This window comes from Enterobacter cloacae subsp. cloacae ATCC 13047, assembly GCF_000025565.1.
Taxonomy (GTDB): domain Bacteria; phylum Pseudomonadota; class Gammaproteobacteria; order Enterobacterales; family Enterobacteriaceae; genus Enterobacter; species Enterobacter cloacae.
On sequence record NC_014121.1, the window covers coordinates 2,876,433 to 2,899,553 of the forward strand.

Genomic DNA, 23,121 nt, shown 5'->3' on the forward strand with positions numbered 1-23,121 from the left:
GCGGTAATCCATTTAACCACCCGTTTTAAGACAGTAGCCCGGCGTGGCATGGCGCTCAATCCATGCAATCATTTTACCTGCAATATCGACACCGGTGGTTTTTTCTACCCCTTCCAGCCCGGGCGAGGCATTCACTTCCATCACCAGCGGCCCGCGCGTTGCGCGCAGAAGGTCTACGCCTGCCACGTCCAGCCCCAGCGTTTGCGCCGCTTTCACGGCAATCTCCCGCTCGCGCTCGCTGATATCAGCAACCCGCGCAACGCCGCCCCGGTGGAGGTTGGAGCGAAAATCGCCCTCTTTCGCCTGACGCTCAATGGCCGCCACCACCTCATTGCCCACCACGAAACAGCGGATATCGCGCCCTTTGGCCTCTTCGATGTACTCCTGCACCAGAATGTGCGCATTCAGGCCGCGGAAGGCGTCAATCACGCTCTCTGCTGCCTGTCGCGTCTCTGCCAGCACCACGCCAATACCCTGTGTGCCTTCCACCAGCTTGATGACCAGCGGCGCACCGCCCACCATGTCGATCAGATCGCTGGTGTCGTCCGGGGAGTGAGCGATGCCGGTGACCGGAAGATCGATACCCTGGCGGGCGAGCAGCTGCAGCGAGCGCAGCTTATCCCGGGCGCGGGAAATGGCGACAGATTCGTTGAGAGGATAGCTGCCCAGCATTTCAAACTGGCGCAGCGCGGCCGTACCGTAATAGGTGATCTGCGAGCCGATGCGGGGGATCACCGCATCAAAATGCGGTAGCTTGCGGCCTTTGTAATGGATCGAGGAAGCAGCAGGGTCAATGTTCATATAGCAGGACATCGGATCGAGGATCTCAATCTGATGTCCGCGTTTTGCCGCCGCTTCTCGCAGGCGTTTGCATGAATAGAGCGTTCCATCCCGGGACAAAATGGCAATTTTCACCCTGCACCTCTCTAAAGACATGGGAAAAGCCTGCGTATCATACCGAATGGACTAGCGCGTCGCCCAGCCCTGTTTATGCAGATAATCAAGAATAAACGGACGATTTTCTTTAATGATGGTACGGCGGATGTGGTCGCTCCAGGTATCGCGGCGGTTATTGCTGCCGCGCGTCATGTAGTAGTGCGCCAGCTCTTCATCGTATTGATTCAGAACATCCTGGTCGACCGGCTGGTAGTGGTTTTCATGGACCAGCATCGCCGCAGGCAGGCGCGGCTTGAGATCCGGGTTGTCAGCCGGCCAGCCGAGGCAGAGACCGAACAGGGGCAGGACGTGCTTCGGCAGCTTCAGCAGTTCGGTTACGCTTTCAATATTGTTACGCAGCCCGCCGATATACACGCCGCCTAATCCCAATGATTCTGCGGCCGTGAAGGCGTTTTGCGCCATCAGCGCGGTATCGACCACACCCAGCAGCAGCTGTTCTGCCAGCCCCAGCTCGGCTTCAGGGCAAATTTGCAGGTGGCGGTTAAAGTCAGCGCAGAATACCCAGAACTCGGCGGCCTGGGCTACATGCTTCTGCCCGCCCGTGAGCGTCACCAGCTGCTCGCGCATGGCCTTGTCGGTAATGCGAATAATCGAACTGCACTGCAGAAAGCTGGAGCTCGAGGTGGCTCTGGCGCTGTCGATGATGGCCTCACGCTGCGCCTCGGTAATGGGCTCATCGGTGAAGTGGCGGATAGAACGGTGGGAACGGAGCAGGTCAATTGTTGGCGTCATCGTCTCTCTCTTTGTCTTGTTTAATACGTGTGGCAGCCAGTATAGGCAATGATGCGCGGCATGTAATTGGCGAAACATAGCTCAAGGGTATTAAAGCGACAGGCGAAACCTACTTTAATGACGGCAGGTTATCGTGCACTATACGTGTCATTCGCCGTCAGGCTTGTTTTTTGAGGAGAGAGAAATGTTTGCAGTAATTTTTGGTCGTCCAGGATGTCCTTACTGTGTGCGCGCAAAAGAGCTGGCTGAAAAACTGACTGAAGAGCGTGATGACTTTAACTTCCGCTATGTGGATATCCACGCAGAAGGCATCACCAAAGCCGATCTGGAAAAAACCGTGGGTAAACCGGTTGAAACCGTACCGCAGATCTTCCTCGATCAGAAACACATTGGCGGCTGCACCGATTTTGAAGCTTACGCTAAAGAACATCTGGGTCTGTTTGCCGCTCAGTAATCACTAAGCAAACCCCGCGCCCTGACGTGGGGTTTTATCTATTTGCCAGTTATTGCTTTTTCGCTTCACCCAATAGAATTGAACCATATGAAGCATGGATTAGCCTGTTAATCCAGCGCGCGTCTTGCGTTTTGCCCTACGTTAAATAATGCAATTCATTGATATTAATGCCGATTGTAGGCCGGGTAAGCGCAGCGCCACCCGGCAAGAAAGACGGCTTAAGGGCATTGGGCGCACTACGCGGGATGCTGTCAGTCACGACTGGAAAAGGTAGGTATGGACTGGAATACCGGGCAATCCGTACACAGTACCGTATTTGACGACAATATCTGCGGCAACGGCGTCCTCATTCTTTTTTATTATGTAACCGTTGATGCCGTATCAGAGTGCGAAGAAACAGGAAAAACAGCGCACCGAGCGCGCACCAGAATACGCCGCTCAGCAGCCAGGCCAGCTCCTGCCAGAGGCTTCGCGTGGACACGAAAAGCAACCGCATCAGCACCAGACACAGCGGTGCCGCCAGCATTGCCCCTAACAGCGGCTTAACAACCTCGCCCTCGCGGGAGAGAAAACTCGCGGCCACGCCAGGCAGAATGAAAAAGAGCAGTCCCAGTTCCGGATGCCCGGAGGCTCTGAATGCCCCCTTAACATTAAACGCTAATGACATACAGACAACGGTGAACAGTAAGAAACAGCTTATCGCCCCTGCCCATTTTCCTTTAATGTTCAAATTATCCTCCTGACTTCTCTATCAAATAAAGTTTCGTCGCGTGGACACCCGATCGGATAAAGTTATGCGGCAATCCTTGCCAAAACCCGCATACGGTTATGCGATAATGAGTAGCCGTTGGTAGCTAATGCGATTAAACTATCCAGCTGCTATTGTCTTAGGGAATTTTTTTGGCCGCAGGGAGTGTAGAAGTATTCCCTGGCACTGAAAACAGTAGCCCAAAATGTCCTTTCATTCAACAACTTACTGGTAAACAAGAAGTTAGCCTCCGTGAATATAAACGTCGCAGACTTGTTAAATGGGAATTACATCCTGTTATTATTTGTGGTACTGGCGCTGGGCCTTTGCCTGGGTAAATTGCGCCTGGGTTCAGTACAACTTGGTAATTCCATTGGCGTTTTAGTCGTCTCCTTATTATTAGGTCAGCAGCATTTCAGCATTAACACAGACGCGCTTAACTTAGGTTTTATGCTGTTTATTTTTTGTGTTGGTGTGGAAGCAGGTCCTAACTTTTTTTCCATTTTCTTCCGCGACGGCAAAAATTATCTGATGCTGGCGCTGGTGATGGTCGGCAGTGCGCTGCTGATCGCGTTAGGGCTGGGTAAACTGTTTGGCTGGGATATCGGGTTAACGGCCGGTATGCTGGCAGGCTCCATGACCTCGACACCGGTTCTGGTGGGTGCAGGCGATACCCTGCGCCATTTCGGTATGGCCGGGGCACAGCTTTCTACCGCACTCGATCACCTGAGCCTGGGCTATGCCCTGACCTATCTGATTGGTCTGGTGAGCCTGATTGTAGGCGCACGCTATCTGCCGAAACTGCAGCATCAGGATCTGCAGACCAGCGCCCAGCAAATCGCCCGCGAGCGTGGTCTGGACACGGACTCCAAACGAAAAGTCTATCTGCCGGTGATCCGCGCCTACCGCGTCGGACCTGAGCTGGTCGCCTGGGCGGACGGTAAAAATCTGCGCGAGCTGGGGATTTACCGCCAGACGGGTTGCTATATCGAACGTATCCGTCGTAACGGCATTCTGGCAAACCCGGACGGCGACGCGGTACTGCAGATGGGCGACGACATCGCGCTGGTGGGTTACCCGGATGCCCACGCGCGGCTGGACCCAAGCTTCCGTAACGGTAAAGAGGTATTCGACCGCGACCTGCTCGACATGCGTATCGTCACCGAAGAGATTGTGGTGAAAAACCACAACGCCGTCGGACGTCGCCTGGCGCAACTGAAACTGACCGACCACGGTTGCTTCCTGAACCGCGTGATCCGCAGCCAGATTGAGATGCCTATCGACGATAATGTCGTCCTGAATAAAGGTGACGTATTGCAGGTCAGCGGCGACGCACGCCGCGTAAAAACCGTCGCCGACCGTATTGGCTTTATCTCCATTCACAGCCAGGTCACCGACCTGCTGGCCTTCTGCGCCTTCTTTATTGTTGGCCTGATGATTGGGATGATCACTTTCCAGTTCAGCAACTTTAGCTTTGGCATCGGTAACGCTGCCGGGCTGCTGTTTGCCGGGATTATGCTGGGCTTCCTGCGAGCGAACCACCCAACCTTCGGCTACATTCCGCAGGGCGCGCTGAACATGGTGAAAGAGTTCGGTCTGATGGTCTTTATGGCGGGTGTCGGTTTAAGCGCCGGTAGCGGCATTGGCCACAGCCTCGGCGCCGTCGGCTGGCAAATGTTGGTTTCCGGACTTATCGTCAGCCTGATACCGGTGGTGATCTGTTTCCTGTTCGGCGCCTACGTGCTGCGCATGAACCGCGCCCTGCTCTTCGGGGCGATGATGGGTGCGCGTACCTGTGCGCCAGCAATGGAAATCATCAGTGATACCGCCCGCAGCAACATCCCGGCGCTGGGCTATGCAGGAACCTACGCTATCGCTAACGTACTGCTTACGCTGGCAGGTACGCTGATCATCATCATCTGGCCTGGACTCGGATAAATCTTAACTTTGCGCGTTACGAAAAAATTTTCGTTACGCGCAGAACTTTTTTATCAGGGGGCAGTCATAACTAGTGCCACTGCTTTTCTTTGATGTCCCCAATTTGTGGAGCCCATCAACCCCGCCGTTTTGGTTCAAGGTTGATGGGTTTTTTGTTGCCTGAAAATAAAAAGCATTAAATTCAAATGCTTGTAGCAAAACGGTGATTGAGTTGGCGACAAAATGGCGACAGCGATAGTGCCCAATCATATTTGTTACAAATCTTGCTCGTCAGGTTCATATGCTAATTCCAGCTCCCCAAAATCCATCGACGTTGGACGCTCTATTACTTCCACATCTTCAACGGTCAAATCATCTATAGAACCTGACAAGTCTCCGGAGATTGTTATTAGTATTCTGGATGTATATGTTTCCTCGGCACGCTTGGTGATTGACCCCATGTAGACATGATCCTTATCGAATGAATCGTAAACTGATAGGGAGAAATCACCATCTGCGTAAAGTGAAATTTCTGCAAATGCTTCTAAAACAACCCAGTTTTCATCCTTGTCAATGACAGTGAAGTGGTTATCTGTAAACTCAAAATCTTCAAATCCACCTGAGCATCCATCAGCCTCCCAGTACAAATATGAATCTGCCTCTTGTTCTGGTGCAAAACCGTCAAAGGTTGACTCAAGGTGTTCAGCAACATCATGCAAGAATTTACCGGCCTGTCCTTCAGCAAGTGCTTTTTGTAAGTTATCAATTAGTTCATAAGGTGCGGTTTCTTCATTGAAGTGTGCTAAAGCCTTTGATAAGTCAGGTTCATAATGCAAATTCTCAGCATCAGCACAAAATCTCTGCCAATCGTCATCTCTTGCTACGGCAAGAACATTTTCACCATTCTCTTCAGCCCAAGCTTGGACGGCCATTAATGTGATCGCATCAGGAAACTCATTTTTTTTCTTCCCTGTATCTGCGAAAGGAGCTTCAGAAGAGAAATATCGTTCAAGTAGTTCAGGTACCGAAACGTAATCCCCAGTAGTCAAAACCTCCGCATCTGTTACGCCAACAAATCTGTCTAATCTACTCTTTCCTAATCCTTCAACTTCTCTGCCTTCAATCAATGTTCTTTTTGCGTCATTTAGTTCGCTTCCATCAAAAAAAAGATGATCGCCAGCCTCTTCGAAAGCTTTCTCAAGAGAGCCACGTGAAGTCCTGATTTTTCTTTCAAGATGATTTTTAACTTCGTTGTAAATTACATCCGGTATCAAAAACGTTGTCGGGGTTCGGCTGAACTGGGAAAGCTTACCCAGTAGTCCTTTCTCAAGCTTTAATCCGTACTGATCGTAGATACTTGTGTCTAACAAAATTGCGGTGAATTTTTCAGTCATATCGAATGCCTTAATGTAAGCTCTGCCAAGTAATCATCGGAAGAAAATCCACAACTAAAAAGCGACTACTAATGTGGCAAAAGTTTTCTTAAGTTCCAAGATTAAAATTAGATTTCGATGCAATTGTTAGTCGCTGGTTTTCATGAAATGCATGCAGTTTTTTTTCAGTTTTCTATGTACCGCTCTGTTTTGTCTTGTACCGCCCCAGCTCTGGCTTCAGCTGCATCCCCACAGACCGAAGCGGAAGGCCAAAACGATCCTTTCGACACACACAAAATTTAAAATAACATTATTTTTCAATCGCTTATACCTTTACCAAAATCCTTTCCAGATCCATAAATGTGAAAAACACTGAAATTCTTTTCAATCTTTTCAGTTTGGGATTTCCACAAAACCGCCAGTGGTGGCGCGGTCTGGCTGTCTGGTTTGTAGAAAAATAAAACTGAAAAATTTTTATGATCCAAAAACCGCAGGCGGGTGCGGTGTAGTGCGATTTTGGTCTGCGAAAGATTTTTTTGGCCGTGCTGTGACGCGCCAGCGCCCCGCTGTGGGCACGATCTGTTTTAAGGGTGGCTCTGAGTGTATGAAAAGGCTGAATGCGCCAGAACGCCGCTGACAGTGCGTAGCGATAGCCGCTTAAGAGGTAAGAAAAGAGATATCCCCGCCAGGGGATGAAGGGCATAAAAAAACCCGCTTTCGCGGGTTATGTTCTGGACAGGCTTACTTGCCAATCACCGGGGAGTATTTGCCGTTAAGCGTGTCCGCTTTTGTTCCGGTGTTCCGGATGGCTCCCGCGTTGGTCGGTACTCCCGTATTGCTGTGCGTGTGGCTTGCCGTTTGCTCTGCCAGCTCTTTTACCACGTCGAGCGTGTCGAGCATCAGCTGTGCCACGTTGATTGTGCCAGAGCCAATCCACACCACCGGGGCAATAATCTGCTGTTGCACGGCCGCCACGCTTTTACGTATCTGGCCAATTTTCTCGATCAGGTCTTTACCCGTTGTGACTGTCTGGCTCCCGGCTATGTCCGTTTCATCATTGCCGCCAATACTCGCCACGCGATTATTCACAGCCTGACTGTAATCCCCCGTGCATACCTGCTGAATGGCTCCGGCCATCAGCGTGGACGTACCCAGCACGGTAATTTTATCCGTGGCTTTAATCGTGGTTTCCCGGCTGACCAGCTCCCGCTGTTCTGTATCGGCCTTAACCACCCGCGCCATTGAGGTTTCACTGATCGTCTGGTCTGTCTGCCTCACCCAGTCCCCCGCTTGGGTGACGCGCTGCGACACTTCCGCGCGCTGCTGTTGCAGCTGTTCGCCAGGCTGGATATCCGGGAGGCTGGTTCCGTCCGGCACGGTCTGCCGCACAAAAGGCTTATCCGGCCGTCCGCCAGTAAAAGCGATTTCGACGAGCGTCCCTTCAGGCGGAAACTGGAACATCCCCGAATCATTACCCGCCATAGGAACCGGCAGCGGCACAGCTGAGTAAACAGGCGTCTCCTTATCCGGGTTGCCGTCCGCGTCTAACAGCTGCACGTCAACTGCATAGCGGGGACGGAACGGATCGGAGAAATTGCCGCTTTTCACTGCCTCAACGGGATTCATCACACGGCCAAACTTTGGCAAATGCAACCCGGATGCCAGCTCCGGATAATGGCTTTCAATCTGGCGCTGAACGGGCGTTTTTTGCAGTGGCTTGCCCGTGGCACGGTTGCGGGGTGTCCAGGTGACGGCCATCGTGTCATTTTGCATGTGGACTTTTGTCACCCTTTCCCCGTTCAGCTCCACGCCGGGGCGCAGACTCTGCACCAGGGGAAGCGTCATTGAGTTCCCCCCGGCCGCACCCTGATTAAATTCATGCGGGATCTCAATCGGGCGACCAGCAAACAGGGCTTTTTCCGCGCCGCCAACATATACCGCGCCGTCCGGCAGCTGATACCAGACATAATCTGTAATGCCGAAAGCCTTTCCCAGATTATCCAGCAACTGATAACCCGTACCGCTGTGGGTGAAATGTGGGATCGGACGGTCTGAATAATCAGCATCCGGCACGCTGAAGGTTAACCCGCTGTGCTCTGTCAGCCAGCTGGCCACATCGCGCAACGTGGGATGCTGAAACGAACATGGCCAGAGGCGTTCAAATACGCCAACCAGCTCCCGGACAAAGAGGCGCTGAAAGCCGTTTTCAGCAGGTTGCGAGCGTTCCACGTACCCGGTAAACCAGCGCAACACAAGATCGGTGTAACCCACATCGAGACGCACCAGCTTCCCCGTATAGTCCTGCGTTGTTCCGGCCGTAATAAACCCCCGGCCGCAGCTGTTCAGCTCCAGTACCAGGCTGGCATCAGCCAGGTGAATTTCATCCGTTGAAAGATATAAACGTTTAATCGGTTTCATGATTATGCCAGTGCGTCATTTACGGGCTTGAGCACGGTGCTTTCAAACCACGTCAGTTTTTCTTCATCCTCGCCAGCGGCCTGGCCACCGTTCTGGCCACCACCACTTCCCGCCGTTTGCTTCACGGACTTGGTTTTGCCGCTTGCCCTGGCCTCGCGTTTTTCATGCACGCTGATATGTTCGGTCAGTGTGAACGTAACCAGCCAGGACATGCGCCCGTCCTGCGGCGGCGCGTCCAGGGTTCCGGTAAAAATCGCCTCACGGAAATTCACCGCCCGCGCCGCCTCATGCGCAACGCGGTATTTCTGGCGCTGGCCGCTGGTATCAGTCGCGCTGGCCAGCTCAAAGATACGGCGCAGGATCTCCGGATTTTTATACGGAATTTCGCCGGACACGCGCAGCTCCTTGCCTTTGATGCCCTGCTCGGATTTCGTGGTTGCGCTCGTCTGGCCGGACTGGTCTTTGTCCTGAAATTGCTGCGATACGGTCACACGCATGTTCTTCAGCAGAATGGCTTCACCGTTAAGCGCCAGCGTCGGGTTCGAGGTCATGTATCATTCCTTTTATGCCGTCGAGATTGTCGCCAACCAACATCATGGCGGCGGTGTACACAGAGGACTGAAGCGGAATCCCTTTTACCAGCTCCAGAAGCGTTGACGGCAGATCGCCGCTGGCGGTAAACACCCATGCCCTGGCGCTTTTTCCCTGCAAATCTGTTAATCCGCTGGCAATGCCAGTAATCAGGCTTTCGCGCTGCTGTTTAAAATCCCCCATCAGCTTTTTTACACCCGTCAAATTAGCGACGGCTGCGGCTTCCTGCTGGGCTTTCTTCACCGCTGCGGCCGCCAGGGCAGTGCGGCTCGTGGGCACGGAAAGCGGGATCGGCGCTGGCAAACTCTGACTGTATTTCGCGGGTATTTGCATCTTCTCCGCAGCCAGCTGCGCGGCGGACTGCGCCAGCCTCCGCACTTGGGTAAATACCGGGCTGGGGAATACATCCACAAGTTTATTCAGGCTGATCATAAAGTTGTCATGCGTCTGGCCTGAAACCATCATGATCACAATATCCGCCGCCCCACCTGTTCCGGCCAGTTTGTCAGCCAGGTAATTAATCGCGTTTACCGGGCTGAGATAGGCGCCGTTTTCCGTTTGTTGCCCTACCCCATACAGCCAGGGATGTACCGGGATAACGGAACAATTCAGCGCGGCCACTGAATCACTGAAGGCTATACGTGCTTCACGCCACATTGCCAGGCACCTCTGGCCAGTCAATATCCGGCGCTTTGCTGGTATCAACGCGGTTAATCAACACGCGATATTTTTTCCAGGCCAGCAGGAGGGCATTTTCTTCAGCTGTGGCAATGTCAAGATCCACAGCATCCTGAAGAGGGGCAATGGCATCACTTGCCGCCTGTAATAGCCCTGACTTTCTGGATTCTGCCTCCTGAACAGGTTTCTCTTTTTCTGGCAGCTCAGGGTCAGCAAGTACGGGTTGTCCATACTCGTTGACGCTAATTATTTTCCCCGCAGATTGTCCCTCAATAAGCTTTTGGTACCAAAGATCAGATACCAACATTGCATCATCAGGCCACGAATCAGCCGCTTCATAATCTGCTTTCATCACATCATCATAAAAGCCCATAGTTGAGGGGCTAAATAAAATCGACATATCAGTAACCTATTGCAATCCAGTTGAGAGAAACGGAACTTTGCTCCGAATACATTGTGAATCCGGTTGTGTTTCGCGCCCCAAGCGACACTTTAACAATCCCTGTTCCGGTATCATTTCCCGTCACAGAAAGACAGGCGTTAGGAAATGCAATAGGGAACGTTATACGGCCACCATTTGTATAACCGCCGCTACCGAACTGGATAATTATTCCTGTGCTGGAATCCTTATGCCATCCATTGGAGTTTTTACTTGCTGTATTTTTCAGGTTAAAACGGCCATCACTTTCAGCCTTGGTATAGGCCTGTGAAGTGGTTTACTGAATTTGGCCACCTGAACAGAGGTGATATGCTCACCTCAGAACAACACAGGTGTCATAATGAAAAAAAGAAATTTCAGCGCAGAGTTTAAACGCGAATCCGCTCAACTGGTCGTTGACCAGAACTACACCGTGGCAGATGCAGCCAGCGCTATGGATGTCGGCCTTTCCACAATGACGCGATGGGTGAAACAATTACGTGATGAACGGCAGGGCAAAACACCAAAAGCCTCCCCCATTACCCCGGAACAAATTGAAATCCGTGAGCTCAGGAAAAAGCTACAACGTATTGAAATGGAAAATGAAATATTAAAAAAGGCTACCGCGCTCTTGATGTCAGACTCCCTGAACAGTTCTCGATAATCGGGAAACTCAGGGCGCGTTATCCTGTGGCCACTCTCTGCCATGTGTTCGGGGTTCATCGCAGCAGCTACAAATACTGGAAAAACCGTCCTGAAAAGCCAGACGGCAGACGGGCTGTATTACGCAGTCAGGTACTTGAACTGCATGGCATCAGCCACGGCTCTGCCGGAGCAAGAAGCATCGCCACAATGGCAACCCAGAGAGGTTACCAGATGGGGCGCTGGCTTGCTGGCAGACTCATGAAAGAGCTGGGGCTGGTCAGTTGCCAGCAGCCGACTCACCGGTATAAGCGTGGCGGTCATGAGCACGTTGCTATCCCGAATCATCTTGAGCGACAGTTCGCCGTAACGGAACCAAATCAGGTGTGGTGCGGTGATGTGACCTATATCTGGACGGGTAAGCGCTGGGCGTACCTCGCCGTTGTTCTCGACCTGTTCGCAAGAAAACCAGTGGGCTGGGCCATGTCGTTCTCGCCGGACAGCAGGCTCACCATGAAAGCACTGGAAATGGCATGGGAAACCCGTGGTAAGCCCGTCGGGGTGATGTTCCACAGCGATCAAGGCAGCCATTATACGAGCAGGCAGTTCCGGCAGTTACTGTGGCGATACCGGATCAGGCAGAGTATGAGTCGGCGTGGAAACTGCTGGGATAACAGCCCAATGGAGCGCTTCTTCAGGAGTCTGAAGAACGAATGGGTGCCGGCGACGGGCTATGTAAGCTTCAGCGATGCAGCTCACGCAATAACGGACTATATCGTTGGATATTACAGCGCACTAAGACCGCACGAATATAATGGTGGGTTACCGCCAAACGAATCAGAAAACCGATACTGGAAAAACTCTAACGCGGTGGCCAGTTTTTGTTGACCACTTCACTGTCCTGCCGGGGTGTAGTTACCTTTAGGCTGGAATCTGCCATCCGCAACTGCTTGCGTATAGTAACGATTGTCAAAGTTCCCATAGTTGCCCGGAATGATTTGTTCTTTCATTTCCAGACGACCAATACGGACATTCACATACCCCATCACACCAAGCTCACCGCTGCTCGGGTAATTACTGTAGAAGCCGATGCCATACCAGCTTTTCAGCAATAAGTTTGCGCCGCTGAACGAAGCCGCATCAGTACCGTAGTCAATCCCGGCAAGGTATTCCGAATTCTGAAGCCGTAATCCTCGTCTGAACTGGACCTGCCCCTGAAAAACACCGCCCTGCGATGCAGATACGGCGTCAACATCTGTTGCTGTGGGTTTGTACAGCTCAGTGTAATACTGCGTCCATGAAGCTGTTTTGTTCGTCGTATTTACCAGACCGAGATAAATTTGCGAGGTGCTGCGCAGAGTAACCCAGTACTGGCCGGTATAGATATTGTCAGCTTCAACTGAGAATCGGGTATTGCCAGAATTAGCAGGCATCCCCTGTGTAGCGTTCGCTCCTGCACCGACACCCAGAGCTGAGTATTTAGCAGTGCAAGTGATGTCAAATATTGAATTCAGTAGAGCCAATCCGTTATCGGTTCCCTGACCGTAATCACCATTCTTTAACACCCTGCCTGCTGTTGTGTCGTAGGTGGAGGTCGTGACATCCCTCGTCGCTGCTGTTTTAAGCTCCAGTGCAGAACGGGCTTTCGCTTTATCAGGGATATCCGAAAGATTACTTGTCTTGAGTAACCGTGTGTCAGCATTATCGTCAGCCAGTTTAGCCGCTTTGTTTGCTGTATCAGCAAGGTCATATGCTGTTTTGACGGCTTTTGGCGTCGCTGCGAGCAGCTCCGATACACTGTCGGTAGCACTGCTTAGCCTGACAATACCTTTTTGCGCCGTGGTGGCGTCCTGAGCGGTATATTTACCCTTAGCCAGATCGTAGGCCGCCTTAACGGCCTTAGGCGTGGCCGCAAGCGTCTCTGAGATGCTGTCCAGGGCGCTGCTGAGTTGCGTAAAGCCTTTGGCCGCCGTCGTTGCATCCGGATGATTGCGTGACTGCTCATGTTTTTTCAGCGCATCACTGGCGGCCTGTTCGTTAAGTGTCCCCTTAGGGCGCAGATCGGTAATATTGCCGTTTGCATCGATACTGGCCACTGCAAACACATAGTGCTGCACGCCGTTTTGAACGTAATCGGCAAGGTTAGCCGCCACCGTAATTTTGCTGGTGACACCCCAGGCACTTGTCAGCGTTCCTGTCCATGACACATCCAGCCAGACCTTTACGGGCTTGGTAGTTACCGTAATGTTCTGGTTCGCGGCCAGCTGCGCGCGCAAGCCGCGAACATAACCCGCCCCGGCCGTCACAAGATATTGCGAGCCACTTTTTGCAACAAGGTAGCCATTCCCCAGGAAAGCCGCAGTACCGTAGAGGTCAATATTCTCCAGGCGCTGACGTTCATCCATCGCGGCCATACGGGCAGTGAAGTCAATCTGCCAGGTTTCCGCTGGCGTGTTGATCCCGGTTTCTGCCTGTGCCCCGTTGTACTCCATCAAAAACGAACGGGTTAGCACATTGCCCTGCTGGCCATCTTTCGTTTTCAGCTTCTGCTGTAGCGGCGCATGTACAATCATGGCCAGCGTGTTGCTCGCCTTGTTAATCAGCCCGATCCAGTTAAACGAAAAATCACCCACTTCCGCGCCCAGAACAGTGGAATGAACCACGGCATTTTCATTGACCACGCCTTTACGGCTTACGGCCTGGCGATGAACAATTTGTGCGGCAGGAGGCAACGCCTCGTTGCGGTCAATTGGCTTACTGGTATCCAGCCCCGGCACGTTGGCAAAAACAAATTCATCCAGCAAAACCGGCTCACCCGTTACCGCCTGGCTGGCTTTCCACTGCTCAAAAGCGAGTGTGATAGCTGTTTGTGACATAATTTCTCCCTATAAACTCGCGCTAAACGTTGCGCCGCTGGCTTCCGTGCTGTTCAGACGTGCCGGATAAACCACATATTCCCCCTGATCCCATCCCGCCCGGATGGCCAGGCTTTCAGACGTGATCACTTCAAACTGATAACGGCGGCAGGTTCGCCCGTACTGCCGGATTATCTGAATCATCAGCTGCGTGTTGTCCGCAACCTGGCTGTCCGTGACGCGCACCATGATCACGTCCCAGTCAATGTTCGGCTGGCGTTCTACCAGCTCCACGTAACCAATCCCCAGCCGTGAAAAGATGTTGATGAACCCCTCAACAGAACCCGCATCACGCGCATTAATGAAGGCATACGCCACGCGCTTGCGGTACAGGCTCAGCGGTTCGCCACTGAAACGGCTTATGTCACGGTCATACGCGATTAAATTGAGTACCGGTTCTATGCAGGTCAGCGGATCAAACTGCCGTAATGGCCACGTGATCCAGCTGTACACCTCAGCCCAGTACGTCCGCGCCGTGCGCAACAAAGCCAGTGGCTCGCCTTTATTCATCCAGGACGGCAGCGACATGCTGGCCAGTTTTTTGAGCAAATCAGTCATCTTTCAGGCTCACCGTTAAGGAGTTAAGGCGCGGCACGCTCAGATCGCTGGTGATATCCTTCAGCGAAAACTCTATGGAATCCGAATCCGGGAAGGTTTTATGCACCTCGCGCCCCAGCTGCGAAAACGAAAAGCGGGAATATGGCCATGTTTTTTTCACGTCATAATCCGTGTTTTCCCTGAAGGCGCAGCGGATCAGGTTTTCAATCCCTTTCTTCAGCGTGTCCTGCTGTTCCGCTTCAAGGTTGTTCAGGTTCCTGACGTATACCGTCACGCTCAGATCGTGGCGGGTTTCCGGCATGGCAAAACACTGCATATCGTCCCCGTGGCCGTGGTGCCCTTGCCTATTGATGTAGTCATTAACTGCTTCAATAAACGGCTCAGACGTGACCCCGCTATCCAGCAACAGATAGGCGTTCGCTGTACCCGGACCACGGGGCGCATCATGCAGAAAGAAAATCCGGTCAATACTCAGTCCGGCCACGCTCGCAATCATCGAACGGTAAACCGCGTCCGTGTGGTAGTTCCCCACCAGGTTGAATTGGTTCCGGCAGCGCTCGCGCAGCTCGTCATCGCTTTCTTCATCCGCGCCCGGCACGGTCAGCCAGTCCTCCTCACTGGCCACATGGCTGATACCGTCCACGGCCACGGGCAAAATGCGGTAATAGCCCGGCGCAAGGTTGTACGCCCCGCCCGTTCCGGTGGCTTTAACGGCAAGTAAAGCGCTTGCCGTTCCGGACGGGATCACCACATCGGCCACAGTGGCCATGGCGTAAACTTTGCCGTTAATCCTTTCGGTCTGGACTACCGTTCCCGCGGTCACGGTGACGGCCTGTTTTGAATCTTCCTTGTAAAAGCGGATCACACCTTCCGCAGCGCTGGCAGGTTTAGCCGTGACGTTCACCGCCCAGGCCAGCAGACGCAGCATCTGCCCACCCGCCGTGGCCACAAACATATTGGTCATGACCACCGAAACCAGCGCATCCTTCAGCCACATCACTGGCGCGGTCACAATGGCGGTAATGAGCCGCCAGAACGGGGACATACGCGACGTGTTAGTGATTAGCCCTTCCTGCGCAGCGATGGCGTTGAAACGAGCGCGCACCGCCTCTTCCGTTACGGGCATCCCACTGGACTTCACCACCTCTTCAAAATCAACCTGCGGCTTTTCCGTCATAGCTCCACCTGTGCTGATATTCCGCCAAAGTCATACGTGCTCGCGGTCACCCATAACCGCTTCTGGCTTTCCTCGCTCACATCCACTGTACCCGGCACAATGCGTTCATCCTCTTCAATCAGCAGTTCCAGCTGCGTGAAGATATCTGCGCGTAAAGTCGGGCTACGTTCGCCAACCAGTTGCGTGGCCAGACCGCTTTCAATAATGCTGTGAATAATGTCTTGCCCAATACTTTTGCGGTTATTACACAGCTCAGGCTCTTTTCCGGTATTCAGAACAAAGTTACCGTTTTCAATCAGCAGATCGAGGTAAAGCAAATCACTCATGGGTTTAGCTCCTGCCACTCCTGCAACTGTCCCGGTGAAAGCGTTTCTTTCGGATAGATATTCACCGTGTCAATTTTGCGGCTGTTGTCCGTAACAGATTTAGAATTGCTGTTTATGGTTTTACTGATCCCGCCGCGCTCAACGCCTTTAAGCTCCCCACCTGTTAACAGCACACTGGGGGCAATTGCTGGCGGCGGCTCCGGTAATAACGTGTTTTGCGTTAACTGCTGCGTGATATTCCCGCCATACTCAACCTGTTTTATTTCAGGTGATGCAATCGCGGCCTGTTCAACCTGTTTAGGATTGAAGGGTATTCCCTTATTTGCTCCCGAACCTGAATCAGCAGCCAGGGCAATATCCACGCCCGGAATTTTATTCAGCTTTTCAATAATCCAGTTGTACGTTCCGGTAAATGAACCTTTCAGGGTGTCCCACAATTTCCCGAAAACGCCACCGATCACGCTGGCCATTTTTTCAAAGGACGCGACAGGGGAATTAATATCAAAGGCGTTAACCACATCACCCCAGCCCTCAGTCACGATCCCGAACATCTCGATGACCGTCTGAATGGAACGATAAACCAGCTCAAATGGAGTCATAACCAGGCCAACCGCACCCGCCACGACACGGCCAAAGGTTTCCCCCGCGCTGGTCACGCCAGCCAGTTTCTCCCCTGTCATTTGCACCGGGGAAAGCAGGTTGCCAAACCAGCCAAACAGCGTTTTTACGCCGTTCCAGACCCAGCCCACCGCCGTGGCGATACCGCTGAACAGCCCTTTAAACGGAGTCAGTGCGCCACTGGCCTGGCTGAAACCACTGATAAAACCGCTGACGAACGCCTTTATCGGTTGCCAGAACTTAATGACCGCCAGCACCACGCCAGCTATCGCCAGGGCAACGGCCGCAATCGGGGCAATCATCAGTAAAAACGAGGCAGAACCCACACGGGCGGCAATACTTGCTGCCAGCAGGGTGGCACGTAAACGACGCAATCCGGCAGTAAACAGCTGCGTCACGGCGTTACTGGCGAGCATTGCCAGGCGGTTAAGCCCCAGGAGTCTGGCCACTGGTGCCAGCACCCTGGTAACACCCATCATCACAAACGCGTGAACACCCATCACAATATTGGCGATGGCTCCCACGGCGGCAAACTCAGCAGTGCCAGCGCGGCATACCCCACCACACGCGCGATGTTGGGAAACAGCTGCATCCACCGGGCAAAGGTCTGCCCCATATCTGCAAGGCGATTCAGCAGCGGATACAGCACCGGGATCAGCGTCAGGCCAATGACGGTTTAATGGCCGCAGGATGGCAATAAAGCGATCCCACGGTTTCACCATTCTGGCCGCCATTTCCTGGGTACGCTTCAGCCCGTCAGCGCCGCCCAGCTCGGTAATATTCCGCTGAAGCAGCGCCACGTTGCCATACAGCTGCTTAACCACCGCTGAACTATCCCCAAAGGCTTCATCCAGCTCCGCCTGTGCCTTCAGGTTCCCTTCCAGGCTCTTGTCATATTTGCCCTGTAGCTTCGCCAGCATTTCAGGCATGGACAGCATTTTTCCGGTAGCGTCAGTGAAGGACAGCCCCAGCTTTTTAGCGCCATCGATCGCGCCCGTCATAAAGCCTTCGTAGGCGCTGCTAGCTTCCGTTCCCAGCGTGCGGCTCAGTTGCCCCAGCACGGCCAGCTGTTCATCCAGCCCGACACCGTAGTTTGTCCCCACGCCGCGCGCGCCTTCCATCAGGTCTTTGATCGTGGCCATTTCCGCGCCGAACGTCTTGCGCATGTAAACCATCTTTCCGGCCAGCTGTTCAGCAAACTGCACTTTGCCCAGGCGTGCGGCATCAGAGGCAAAGTTACCGAACATTTGCCCCATAAACTCCGACGTTTCCGCCGCGGTTGATTTCATGGCAAACGCCAGGACGTTGGCGACTTTGGTCACTTTCGGCAGTTCATTCCCTGTCAGCCCGGCGATGGCCGCATTGATTGATTCAGTGGACTGAACAAACTGCACCGCGCTGGCTCCGTATGTGGCGCTGAACGTCAGCGCGTCACGCTGGACAGTTTTAAGCGCAGAATCGTCGATACCTTTTGCGGCCGCCTCATTCAGCGCGTCATACATTTCAATGGCCGGAGACAGCGCGCCTTTGATGGCCATGCCCGTTCCGGCCAGCGCCAGCACGCCGCCGCCAATCTTCGTAAACGCTGCCGTCGATTTTTCCGCAAAGCCGGTCACATTGTTCTGCACCTGTTTTAACGGGCGGGACAATTTATCGATCAGGCTTAATGTAAAATCTAACTGTTTCATTCATCGCCTTTAAAAGCAGTGCTTATTCCGTTTGCAACAGCAATACGCATATTTTCCCACTGGCGATTATCCAGCCAGACAGCTGCGGCGATATCGTCAATGGAATCTTCCCCGTGGGGTAAATAGTAGCGGCGTAAAATTAAATACTGATCGAGTCCGTTTCTTTCAATAGCCCGGACTCGCTTTGTCAGTTTTTTACTTCAATTTCCAGCTCTGGCGCGTAAATCTCATTTACCTTGCCAGCCAGCTGCAACGCTGCACCGGGACGTTTTAAAAGCTCGGCCAGCGCATCTTTACTTTCCGGCTCCACAATACGGGTTAAATAGTTATGCGCCGGGGCAACCTTGTTATCCATCGCCATTTCATTGATGAATTTGTTATAGGCTGTCTGGTTAGGTGCGAAAACAATTTCTTTACCACATACAACCAGATTAATTTTCTGCTCCATTTAATACACTCTCTCGTTTGTTTATTTCATCAATCAGCGCGTTATGACGTGCTGCACACACAGAATATAAATCCTGATATTCAATAGCTGGGGCAGCAATATCCGCCCCGGTATTACCTTTAATGCGCGGAAGATTTTCCGTTGGGCATTTTCGCTTCAGGTTTTCCTGATAAGGTACGCTCGGTATTTTCGACGGTTGCGTTATACATCCGGATAAAATCATCAGACACGCAAACGTTAGTGAAAACCGGCTTAAGAATTTCCGTCCTGATTTCCTTCGGTCTGCCACTCTCCAGCGCCTCCAGTTTATCTTCCAGCTCTCTGGCGGATTCGCTGGCAATCTCCAGCATCGCCTTTTGGGACTTGTTACCCGCAACCTGCGCGGCGGAGTTGATCGCCAGCTCCAGACTGTCACGCCGCCAGTCAGCGGTCAGCCAGCCCCAGACAAACGCCAGCGCAACCACAACCAGCCACTGGCCGTTTGTCATCAGCGCACCCCGTTATGTTCCAGGCTGAAGTGATTGCCGTCCGGACGGGATTTAAAGCGGCCTCCCCACGTACCGCCCAGCGATTCCCAGTATTCACCCAGCGGGAGATAATCGGCCGTATTGGTTTTGTACTGGCCATTCACGAACAGATTAAAATCCACGGCCAGGCGCTGGGTATGCAGACTGTTGGTGATACCGCTGCCCTTTTTAGCATTCAGCGCGGCCTGTTCCGGCGTGCGGTACGCCTCGCCAAACGTCAGGCGATAGCCGTGCTCTTCAGCCCAGTGGATCAGATTGGCCACCATCACGGTAAACAGCTGCTGTTTTTCGCTCAGTGTCACTTTGTATCTCCTTTACCAAAAATCCCCGTAAAGCCCATTTTGCGCAGCCACGCTTCAACTACATGTTGCCCCGCAATACCCAGAACGGAACCGAATCCCAGCAAGGCCAGCGGATGAATATCCGGCACGAAATACAACGCCACTCCGGCAATAAGAGACAGCCCGCCGCCGACAATGACGCGCCCCAGAACCAGGCGGGGTGTTATCGTTTCATTGCTGTTCAGCAACTTCCCCAGGGCAATCATCGCTCCCATCAACGCCAGCGCAATAAACCCCTTTTCATACTCCTGCATCCCTGCCCCTTACCCGATCAGGTTTTCCGTGGCTTCCGCTTCCAGATACGGAACGCCGTTGATGTTTACGAACTTTGGACTGGTCACAAAATATTTGATTTTGTGCGTGGCCACGCTGCCACCCTTTGGATCAACATCCAGCAGGTTACTCAACTGAAGTTTGCAGCCGAACGTCTCCACCTTGACTTCCTCGCTACCCGCTTTGGCATAGAAGAGAAAATCCACTGGCTCAATACCGCGCCAGGAACCCGCCGAACGTGCTTTTGCCGTCAGCACACTCAGCACTTTGGAACTGACTTCAATTTCACCCTCTGCGGCCACATCACCGTCAACGTGGCCATCCGGCACGCCACGGGTCTGCGCGGCGGCGCTGTTGTCCGTGATATCGAGAGAAATTTTCTCGATGTGGATCAGATCGCCGTCAACGTAAGTATCAAACGACATTCCCGAAATACGCTTACTCATGCGGCGGCCTCCAGGCTGGCATCCAGTAACAGACTAATGGTGATTTGCAGCGGCACTTCCCAGGTGCGCACCACAATGTAAATTTCCACCGCCTTTTTATTTTTCCAGACAATGGTCACATCACCATCCTGCGGCGGCTTCACTTCGCCGGGGAATGAAACCCCGTTGATGTTTGCTGCCGTGGACATTTCACGCAGCGGCTTCGCAAACAGCGTCTGGTGTGCGGCAATACTGCCCGGCGTGCTGTTAAGCGAACGGTCTGCAATTTTGCCAATGGCCAGCAGACGCACCCGGCGTGCGGCTTTATCTGCCACGCGCAGCGTTTCGATGGACTGATAATCGCCCCCTTCCACGTCCAGCGTGCGGCCGTCTGACCAGTAGAACCCGTCATAGTCCGGATACCACATCGGCACGCTGAAGCGCTGCGCCTCCAGAGCCTGAAGCGTGGCCAGTTCCAGCACCGCCCCTGTGCCATCCAGCGGCAATTCATCGCTGCCCAGACTGACCAGCGCCCCCGTTTTCACACGTGCCGGGCTGTCCGCCACGGTGACGGCACGGCTGCACAGACGGCCAGCCAGCACGCCCGGTTCATTTCCCCATAGCCGGGGAACCAGCTGCACCGCTTTTTCCGCAATGCCGTCCTGAAGGGTGGACATACGCGCAAGGTAATCCGCCTGTCCCTCTTCATCCTGCATTCCCTGTGTGGCCAGAATGAACCACACCCAGCGGCCGTATTTAGCGATCAGATCCGCACGCAGCGTAATGGCCTGGTTAATCTCCGCCTTTGTGGAAATGTCATTGCACAGCACCACGCCTTCAACAGAGCACGACACCTGTGCGGCCAGCACCGCTTTAACCCACGCATCCGGCTCGCTGTCAGCGGCCAGCACATGGACGAACCCCCACCAGTTCTGGCCAGCATTCGACACTGCCGCCAGCACATCCCGCTTTAACTGGCTGTCAGCCTCACCCAGAAGCTCATCAAAATCGCTCTGGGTGTTTACAGCCAGGGTCTTGCCTGTATTTTTGGTTCCCGTACCGATAAACAGCACCGTGCGTTCCACCTCATTGGTTTCACCCAGTAGCTGGTTTACCTGGTTAACGGTCACATTTGGCCAGGTCATGTTCTCCCCCTGATATCCTGCGCATTCACATCCCAGCCAAAGCCGATGGCCTGAAGCTGGCGTGCCAGCGCCTTGTTAAAGTCTTCATCACCCATCCCCAGAAATACGCGGGAAGGGAGATCGATAGTCCAGCTCGTTTTTACGGCCTTGCCGCTTAACTTCCTGATTAGCAATCCCGCCTGTGCGTATGGCATTTCGCTGGTTATTTCCCGGATAGTGGGCTTTTTCCAGCGCTTCCCCCTGCGCACCCGGTAGCCCAGCGCACGCAGTTTTTTTCCCTGCGCAGCGGTGGCCGTCTTTCCCGCCTGTGCCTTCCCTGGCTGGCTGGCACGACTCACACGAACGCGCATACCGTTCTGCTGCGAATACCCCACGGTGCCAGCGGGTACAGGCGTTTCCCCGTTCCGGTATCCGCCACCCTGCAAGTAAATCCGCACGGCCTGAATTTCAGGCATCTCCCGGATATGCAGCAGTTTCGGCATATTGCGCAGCATCTTGCCTTTGCGCTTCGTTTTGCGCCCTTCCCAGCCTTCCCCGTCCGGCGTTTCCTGGTTCCGCACGTTGCGTTTGGCGGCGGCAATAACGCCATATTTCGCCATTCGCCACAGCAGCCGCTGCCGTTTTTTGGGTGGCAGCTCCATGCTGGCCAGCGCCTTTTTCAGCTCCGCCAGCTGGCGCTTGTTAAGCTCCCCTCCGGCAATCACGACGCATCGCCCACAGGCGCCCCGGATTCATCCACGCCGTAAACCGTTGCCGTCAGCGCCGTCCAGATCTCCGGCTCAACCAGAGACCAGCGCTTTCCCTGCCAGGGGATTAATCCCTTTTCGTCCTCGCGGATCACCAGCTCTTCCGCCATGGGAACCGTCAGGACAATATCGGCGGTTTCTTCATCGGCCACCGACACATCCCACTGCGGATCGGCCTCCGTTACCCCGATTTCCTCCAGCAGTTCCCTGTCTGCCTCATCGAGCCAGGCAGCCATCAGCGACATAAGCAGCTGCGGCGGGCACAGGCGATACGGGAAACGCTCCCAGCTCAGTACCGCGTCATAGCGGATCACCGCCTGGCGGTACTGCCCCAGCCCCAAATCCTTTGCAGCCGGTACGAACTCCATTTCATCCACGACGCTGCCAAAAGCCTTCATCGCACGGGCTGGCACGTTGCTGGTAAAGAACGCCGTCAGGTTTTCAAGCTGTGTCTGGTTCATACCTTCTTCACCGTTGCCCTTTTCAACCCCTTCATGCGGCGGATCACAACTGACGCCTCTGCCAGCAATCCGGCGCGGGTTTCCGTGCTTTCCTGGCCAGGGTGAGAGTCACGCCGCCCAACGGTGGCAAACTCCCCCAACAGGTCAGCTTTTGCCCTGGCAAAAACCGCCTTCATGTACTGCGCACAGAGGGCGTTTAACTCCCCCATCCGTGCCCCCGGCGCGTCCCCTGCGCTCAGAACCCCTTTTGCCTTCCAGCTGGCTTCCACTTTTTCCAGCTCCGCATTCACCTCCGCCACGGCCACAAGCAGCGCCTGGGCAGCGGTGTCCGCCTCAACATCAGCCGGGATCGCTCGCTGTGCCTGAAAGTCCTTCAGGTTCAGGTCTGGCCAGAATCCTTCGTTTTTTAGCGGCTCGTCCTGATAATCAAGCGGCTTTCCACTAAACATGGCTCCCCCGAAAAAATAGGCGGGCTGTCCGGTTTCCACGGCGCAGCTTCACATAGTGTTTCTGCCCTCCACCGCGCCCGCCTGGCTTGCGGTAGT

General features: G+C 53.7%; 27 protein-coding genes and 1 pseudogene. 3 read left to right on the forward strand and 25 right to left on the reverse strand.

Features of this window, described 5'->3' with window-relative positions; all coding sequences use genetic code 11:
* Window positions 1-12 precede the first annotated feature (12 nt).
* Together rimK and nfsA are read right to left on the reverse strand one after the other, a co-directional pair.
* Window positions 13-915, reverse strand: coding sequence for a 30S ribosomal protein S6--L-glutamate ligase (gene rimK / locus ECL_RS13855; protein WP_013097373.1), 903 nt, complete (start codon window positions 913-915; stop codon window positions 13-15).
* A 51-nt stretch (window positions 916-966) separates the two neighbouring features.
* Window positions 967-1,689, reverse strand: a complete 723-nt coding sequence (gene nfsA / locus ECL_RS13860; protein ID WP_013097374.1) for a nitroreductase NfsA — start codon at window positions 1,687-1,689, stop codon at window positions 967-969.
* 184 nt (window positions 1,690-1,873) lie between these two features.
* Here nfsA and ECL_RS13865 point away from each other — a divergent pair, with 184 nt between their 5' ends.
* On the forward strand, window positions 1,874-2,143 hold the full coding sequence (locus ECL_RS13865) for a GrxA family glutaredoxin (protein WP_006809455.1): 270 nt from the start codon (window positions 1,874-1,876) through the stop codon (window positions 2,141-2,143).
* A gap of 346 nt (window positions 2,144-2,489) precedes the next feature.
* Here the strand turns inward: ECL_RS13865 and ECL_RS13870 are convergent, their stop codons facing one another.
* On the reverse strand, window positions 2,490-2,873 hold the full coding sequence (locus ECL_RS13870; protein WP_013097375.1) for an inner membrane protein YbjM: 384 nt from the start codon (window positions 2,871-2,873) through the stop codon (window positions 2,490-2,492).
* Between the two features lie 270 nt (window positions 2,874-3,143).
* Here ECL_RS13870 and ECL_RS13875 point away from each other — a divergent pair, with 270 nt between their 5' ends.
* Window positions 3,144-4,829 carry an aspartate:alanine antiporter gene (locus ECL_RS13875; RefSeq protein ID WP_013097376.1) on the forward strand — a complete coding sequence of 562 codons (1,686 nt, stop codon included), beginning with the start codon at window positions 3,144-3,146 and terminating at the stop codon, window positions 4,827-4,829.
* Window positions 4,830-5,083: 254 nt separating this feature from the next.
* On the opposite strand, the gene ECL_RS13880 is transcribed toward ECL_RS13875, so the two are convergent.
* The 7 genes from ECL_RS13880 to ECL_RS28010 form a co-directional block, all read right to left on the reverse strand.
* Window positions 5,084-6,202, reverse strand: coding sequence for a PIN domain-containing protein (locus ECL_RS13880; protein WP_013097377.1), 1,119 nt, complete (start codon window positions 6,200-6,202; stop codon window positions 5,084-5,086).
* 304 nt (window positions 6,203-6,506) lie between these two features.
* On the reverse strand, window positions 6,507-6,884 hold the full coding sequence (locus ECL_RS13885) for a hypothetical protein (protein WP_164928060.1): 378 nt from the start codon (window positions 6,882-6,884) through the stop codon (window positions 6,507-6,509).
* Between the two features lie 38 nt (window positions 6,885-6,922).
* Complete coding sequence (locus tag ECL_RS13890) at window positions 6,923-8,599, reverse strand: hypothetical protein (protein ID WP_013097379.1); 1,677 nt, start codon at window positions 8,597-8,599, stop codon at window positions 6,923-6,925.
* Between the two features lie 2 nt (window positions 8,600-8,601).
* Window positions 8,602-9,150, reverse strand: a complete 549-nt coding sequence (locus ECL_RS13895; protein WP_013097380.1) for a baseplate complex protein — start codon at window positions 9,148-9,150, stop codon at window positions 8,602-8,604.
* A complete protein-coding gene (locus ECL_RS13900) occupies window positions 9,122-9,847 on the reverse strand; it encodes a hypothetical protein (protein ID WP_013097381.1) in 726 nt (241 codons plus the stop codon). Before ECL_RS13900 ends, ECL_RS13895 begins: the two co-directional genes overlap by 29 nt.
* Window positions 9,837-10,268 carry a tail fiber assembly protein gene (locus tag ECL_RS13905; RefSeq protein ID WP_044158745.1) on the reverse strand — a complete coding sequence of 144 codons (432 nt, stop codon included), beginning with the start codon at window positions 10,266-10,268 and terminating at the stop codon, window positions 9,837-9,839. Before ECL_RS13905 ends, ECL_RS13900 begins: the two co-directional genes overlap by 11 nt.
* A gap of 1 nt (window position 10,269) precedes the next feature.
* Window positions 10,270-10,536, reverse strand: coding sequence for a gp53-like domain-containing protein (locus ECL_RS28010; protein ID WP_412525011.1), 267 nt, complete (start codon window positions 10,534-10,536; stop codon window positions 10,270-10,272).
* A 111-nt stretch (window positions 10,537-10,647) separates the two neighbouring features.
* Here ECL_RS28010 and ECL_RS13910 point away from each other — a divergent pair.
* A protein-coding gene (locus ECL_RS13910) for an IS3-like element ISEc52 family transposase (RefSeq protein ID WP_085929673.1) occupies window positions 10,648-11,816 on the forward strand; the annotation gives its coding sequence in 2 pieces (ribosomal slippage) (window positions 10,648-10,897 and window positions 10,897-11,816; 1,170 coding nt in all).
* Between the two features lie 5 nt (window positions 11,817-11,821).
* Here ECL_RS13910 and ECL_RS13915 read toward each other — a convergent pair.
* From ECL_RS13915 to ECL_RS13980, 15 genes and pseudogenes are all read right to left on the reverse strand, one after another.
* Entirely contained in the window at window positions 11,822-13,804 is a 1,983-nt protein-coding gene (locus tag ECL_RS13915; protein ID WP_013097383.1) for a phage tail-collar fiber domain-containing protein, read from the reverse strand.
* Between the two features lie 9 nt (window positions 13,805-13,813).
* On the reverse strand, window positions 13,814-14,401 hold the full coding sequence (locus tag ECL_RS13920) for a hypothetical protein (RefSeq protein WP_013097384.1): 588 nt from the start codon (window positions 14,399-14,401) through the stop codon (window positions 13,814-13,816).
* Window positions 14,394-15,578, reverse strand: a complete 1,185-nt coding sequence (locus ECL_RS13925) for a baseplate J/gp47 family protein (RefSeq protein WP_013097385.1) — start codon at window positions 15,576-15,578, stop codon at window positions 14,394-14,396. The genes ECL_RS13920 and ECL_RS13925 overlap by 8 nt, the downstream gene beginning before the upstream one ends.
* A complete protein-coding gene (locus ECL_RS13930; protein WP_013097386.1) occupies window positions 15,575-15,904 on the reverse strand; it encodes a DUF2590 family protein in 330 nt (109 codons plus the stop codon). The genes ECL_RS13925 and ECL_RS13930 overlap by 4 nt, the downstream gene beginning before the upstream one ends.
* Window positions 15,901-18,210, reverse strand: a pseudogene (locus ECL_RS13935) (phage tail tape measure protein). Before ECL_RS13935 ends, ECL_RS13930 begins: the two are co-directional and overlap by 4 nt.
* Window positions 18,207-18,401, reverse strand: a complete 195-nt coding sequence (locus ECL_RS28015; protein WP_412525012.1) for a DUF6890 family protein — start codon at window positions 18,399-18,401, stop codon at window positions 18,207-18,209. Before ECL_RS28015 ends, ECL_RS13935 begins: the two are co-directional and overlap by 4 nt.
* Window positions 18,398-18,658, reverse strand: coding sequence for a putative phage tail assembly chaperone (locus ECL_RS13940; protein ID WP_013097388.1), 261 nt, complete (start codon window positions 18,656-18,658; stop codon window positions 18,398-18,400). The genes ECL_RS28015 and ECL_RS13940 overlap by 4 nt, the downstream gene beginning before the upstream one ends.
* A 119-nt stretch (window positions 18,659-18,777) precedes the next feature.
* Window positions 18,778-19,146, reverse strand: coding sequence for a hypothetical protein (locus ECL_RS13945; RefSeq protein WP_013097389.1), 369 nt, complete (start codon window positions 19,144-19,146; stop codon window positions 18,778-18,780).
* Window positions 19,146-19,487 carry a M15 family metallopeptidase gene (locus ECL_RS13950; RefSeq protein WP_013097390.1) on the reverse strand — a complete coding sequence of 114 codons (342 nt, stop codon included), beginning with the start codon at window positions 19,485-19,487 and terminating at the stop codon, window positions 19,146-19,148. The genes ECL_RS13945 and ECL_RS13950 overlap by 1 nt, the downstream gene beginning before the upstream one ends.
* On the reverse strand, window positions 19,484-19,780 hold the full coding sequence (locus tag ECL_RS13955) for a phage holin family protein (protein WP_013097391.1): 297 nt from the start codon (window positions 19,778-19,780) through the stop codon (window positions 19,484-19,486). The genes ECL_RS13950 and ECL_RS13955 overlap by 4 nt, the downstream gene beginning before the upstream one ends.
* Window positions 19,781-19,789: 9 nt before the next feature.
* Window positions 19,790-20,245, reverse strand: coding sequence for a phage protein (locus ECL_RS13960; RefSeq protein ID WP_013097392.1), 456 nt, complete (start codon window positions 20,243-20,245; stop codon window positions 19,790-19,792).
* Window positions 20,242-21,369 (reverse strand): DUF2586 domain-containing protein, encoded by a 1,128-nt coding sequence (locus ECL_RS13965; RefSeq protein ID WP_013097393.1) that lies wholly within the window; start codon window positions 21,367-21,369, stop codon window positions 20,242-20,244. Before ECL_RS13965 ends, ECL_RS13960 begins: the two co-directional genes overlap by 4 nt.
* Window positions 21,366-22,073, reverse strand: coding sequence for a hypothetical protein (locus tag ECL_RS13970; RefSeq protein WP_013097394.1), 708 nt, complete (start codon window positions 22,071-22,073; stop codon window positions 21,366-21,368). Before ECL_RS13970 ends, ECL_RS13965 begins: the two co-directional genes overlap by 4 nt.
* Window positions 22,070-22,576, reverse strand: a complete 507-nt coding sequence (locus ECL_RS13975; RefSeq protein ID WP_013097395.1) for a phage tail protein — start codon at window positions 22,574-22,576, stop codon at window positions 22,070-22,072. Before ECL_RS13975 ends, ECL_RS13970 begins: the two co-directional genes overlap by 4 nt.
* Complete coding sequence (locus ECL_RS13980) at window positions 22,573-23,025, reverse strand: head completion/stabilization protein (protein WP_013097396.1); 453 nt, start codon at window positions 23,023-23,025, stop codon at window positions 22,573-22,575. Before ECL_RS13980 ends, ECL_RS13975 begins: the two co-directional genes overlap by 4 nt.
* Between the last annotated feature and the right edge of the window lie 96 nt (window positions 23,026-23,121).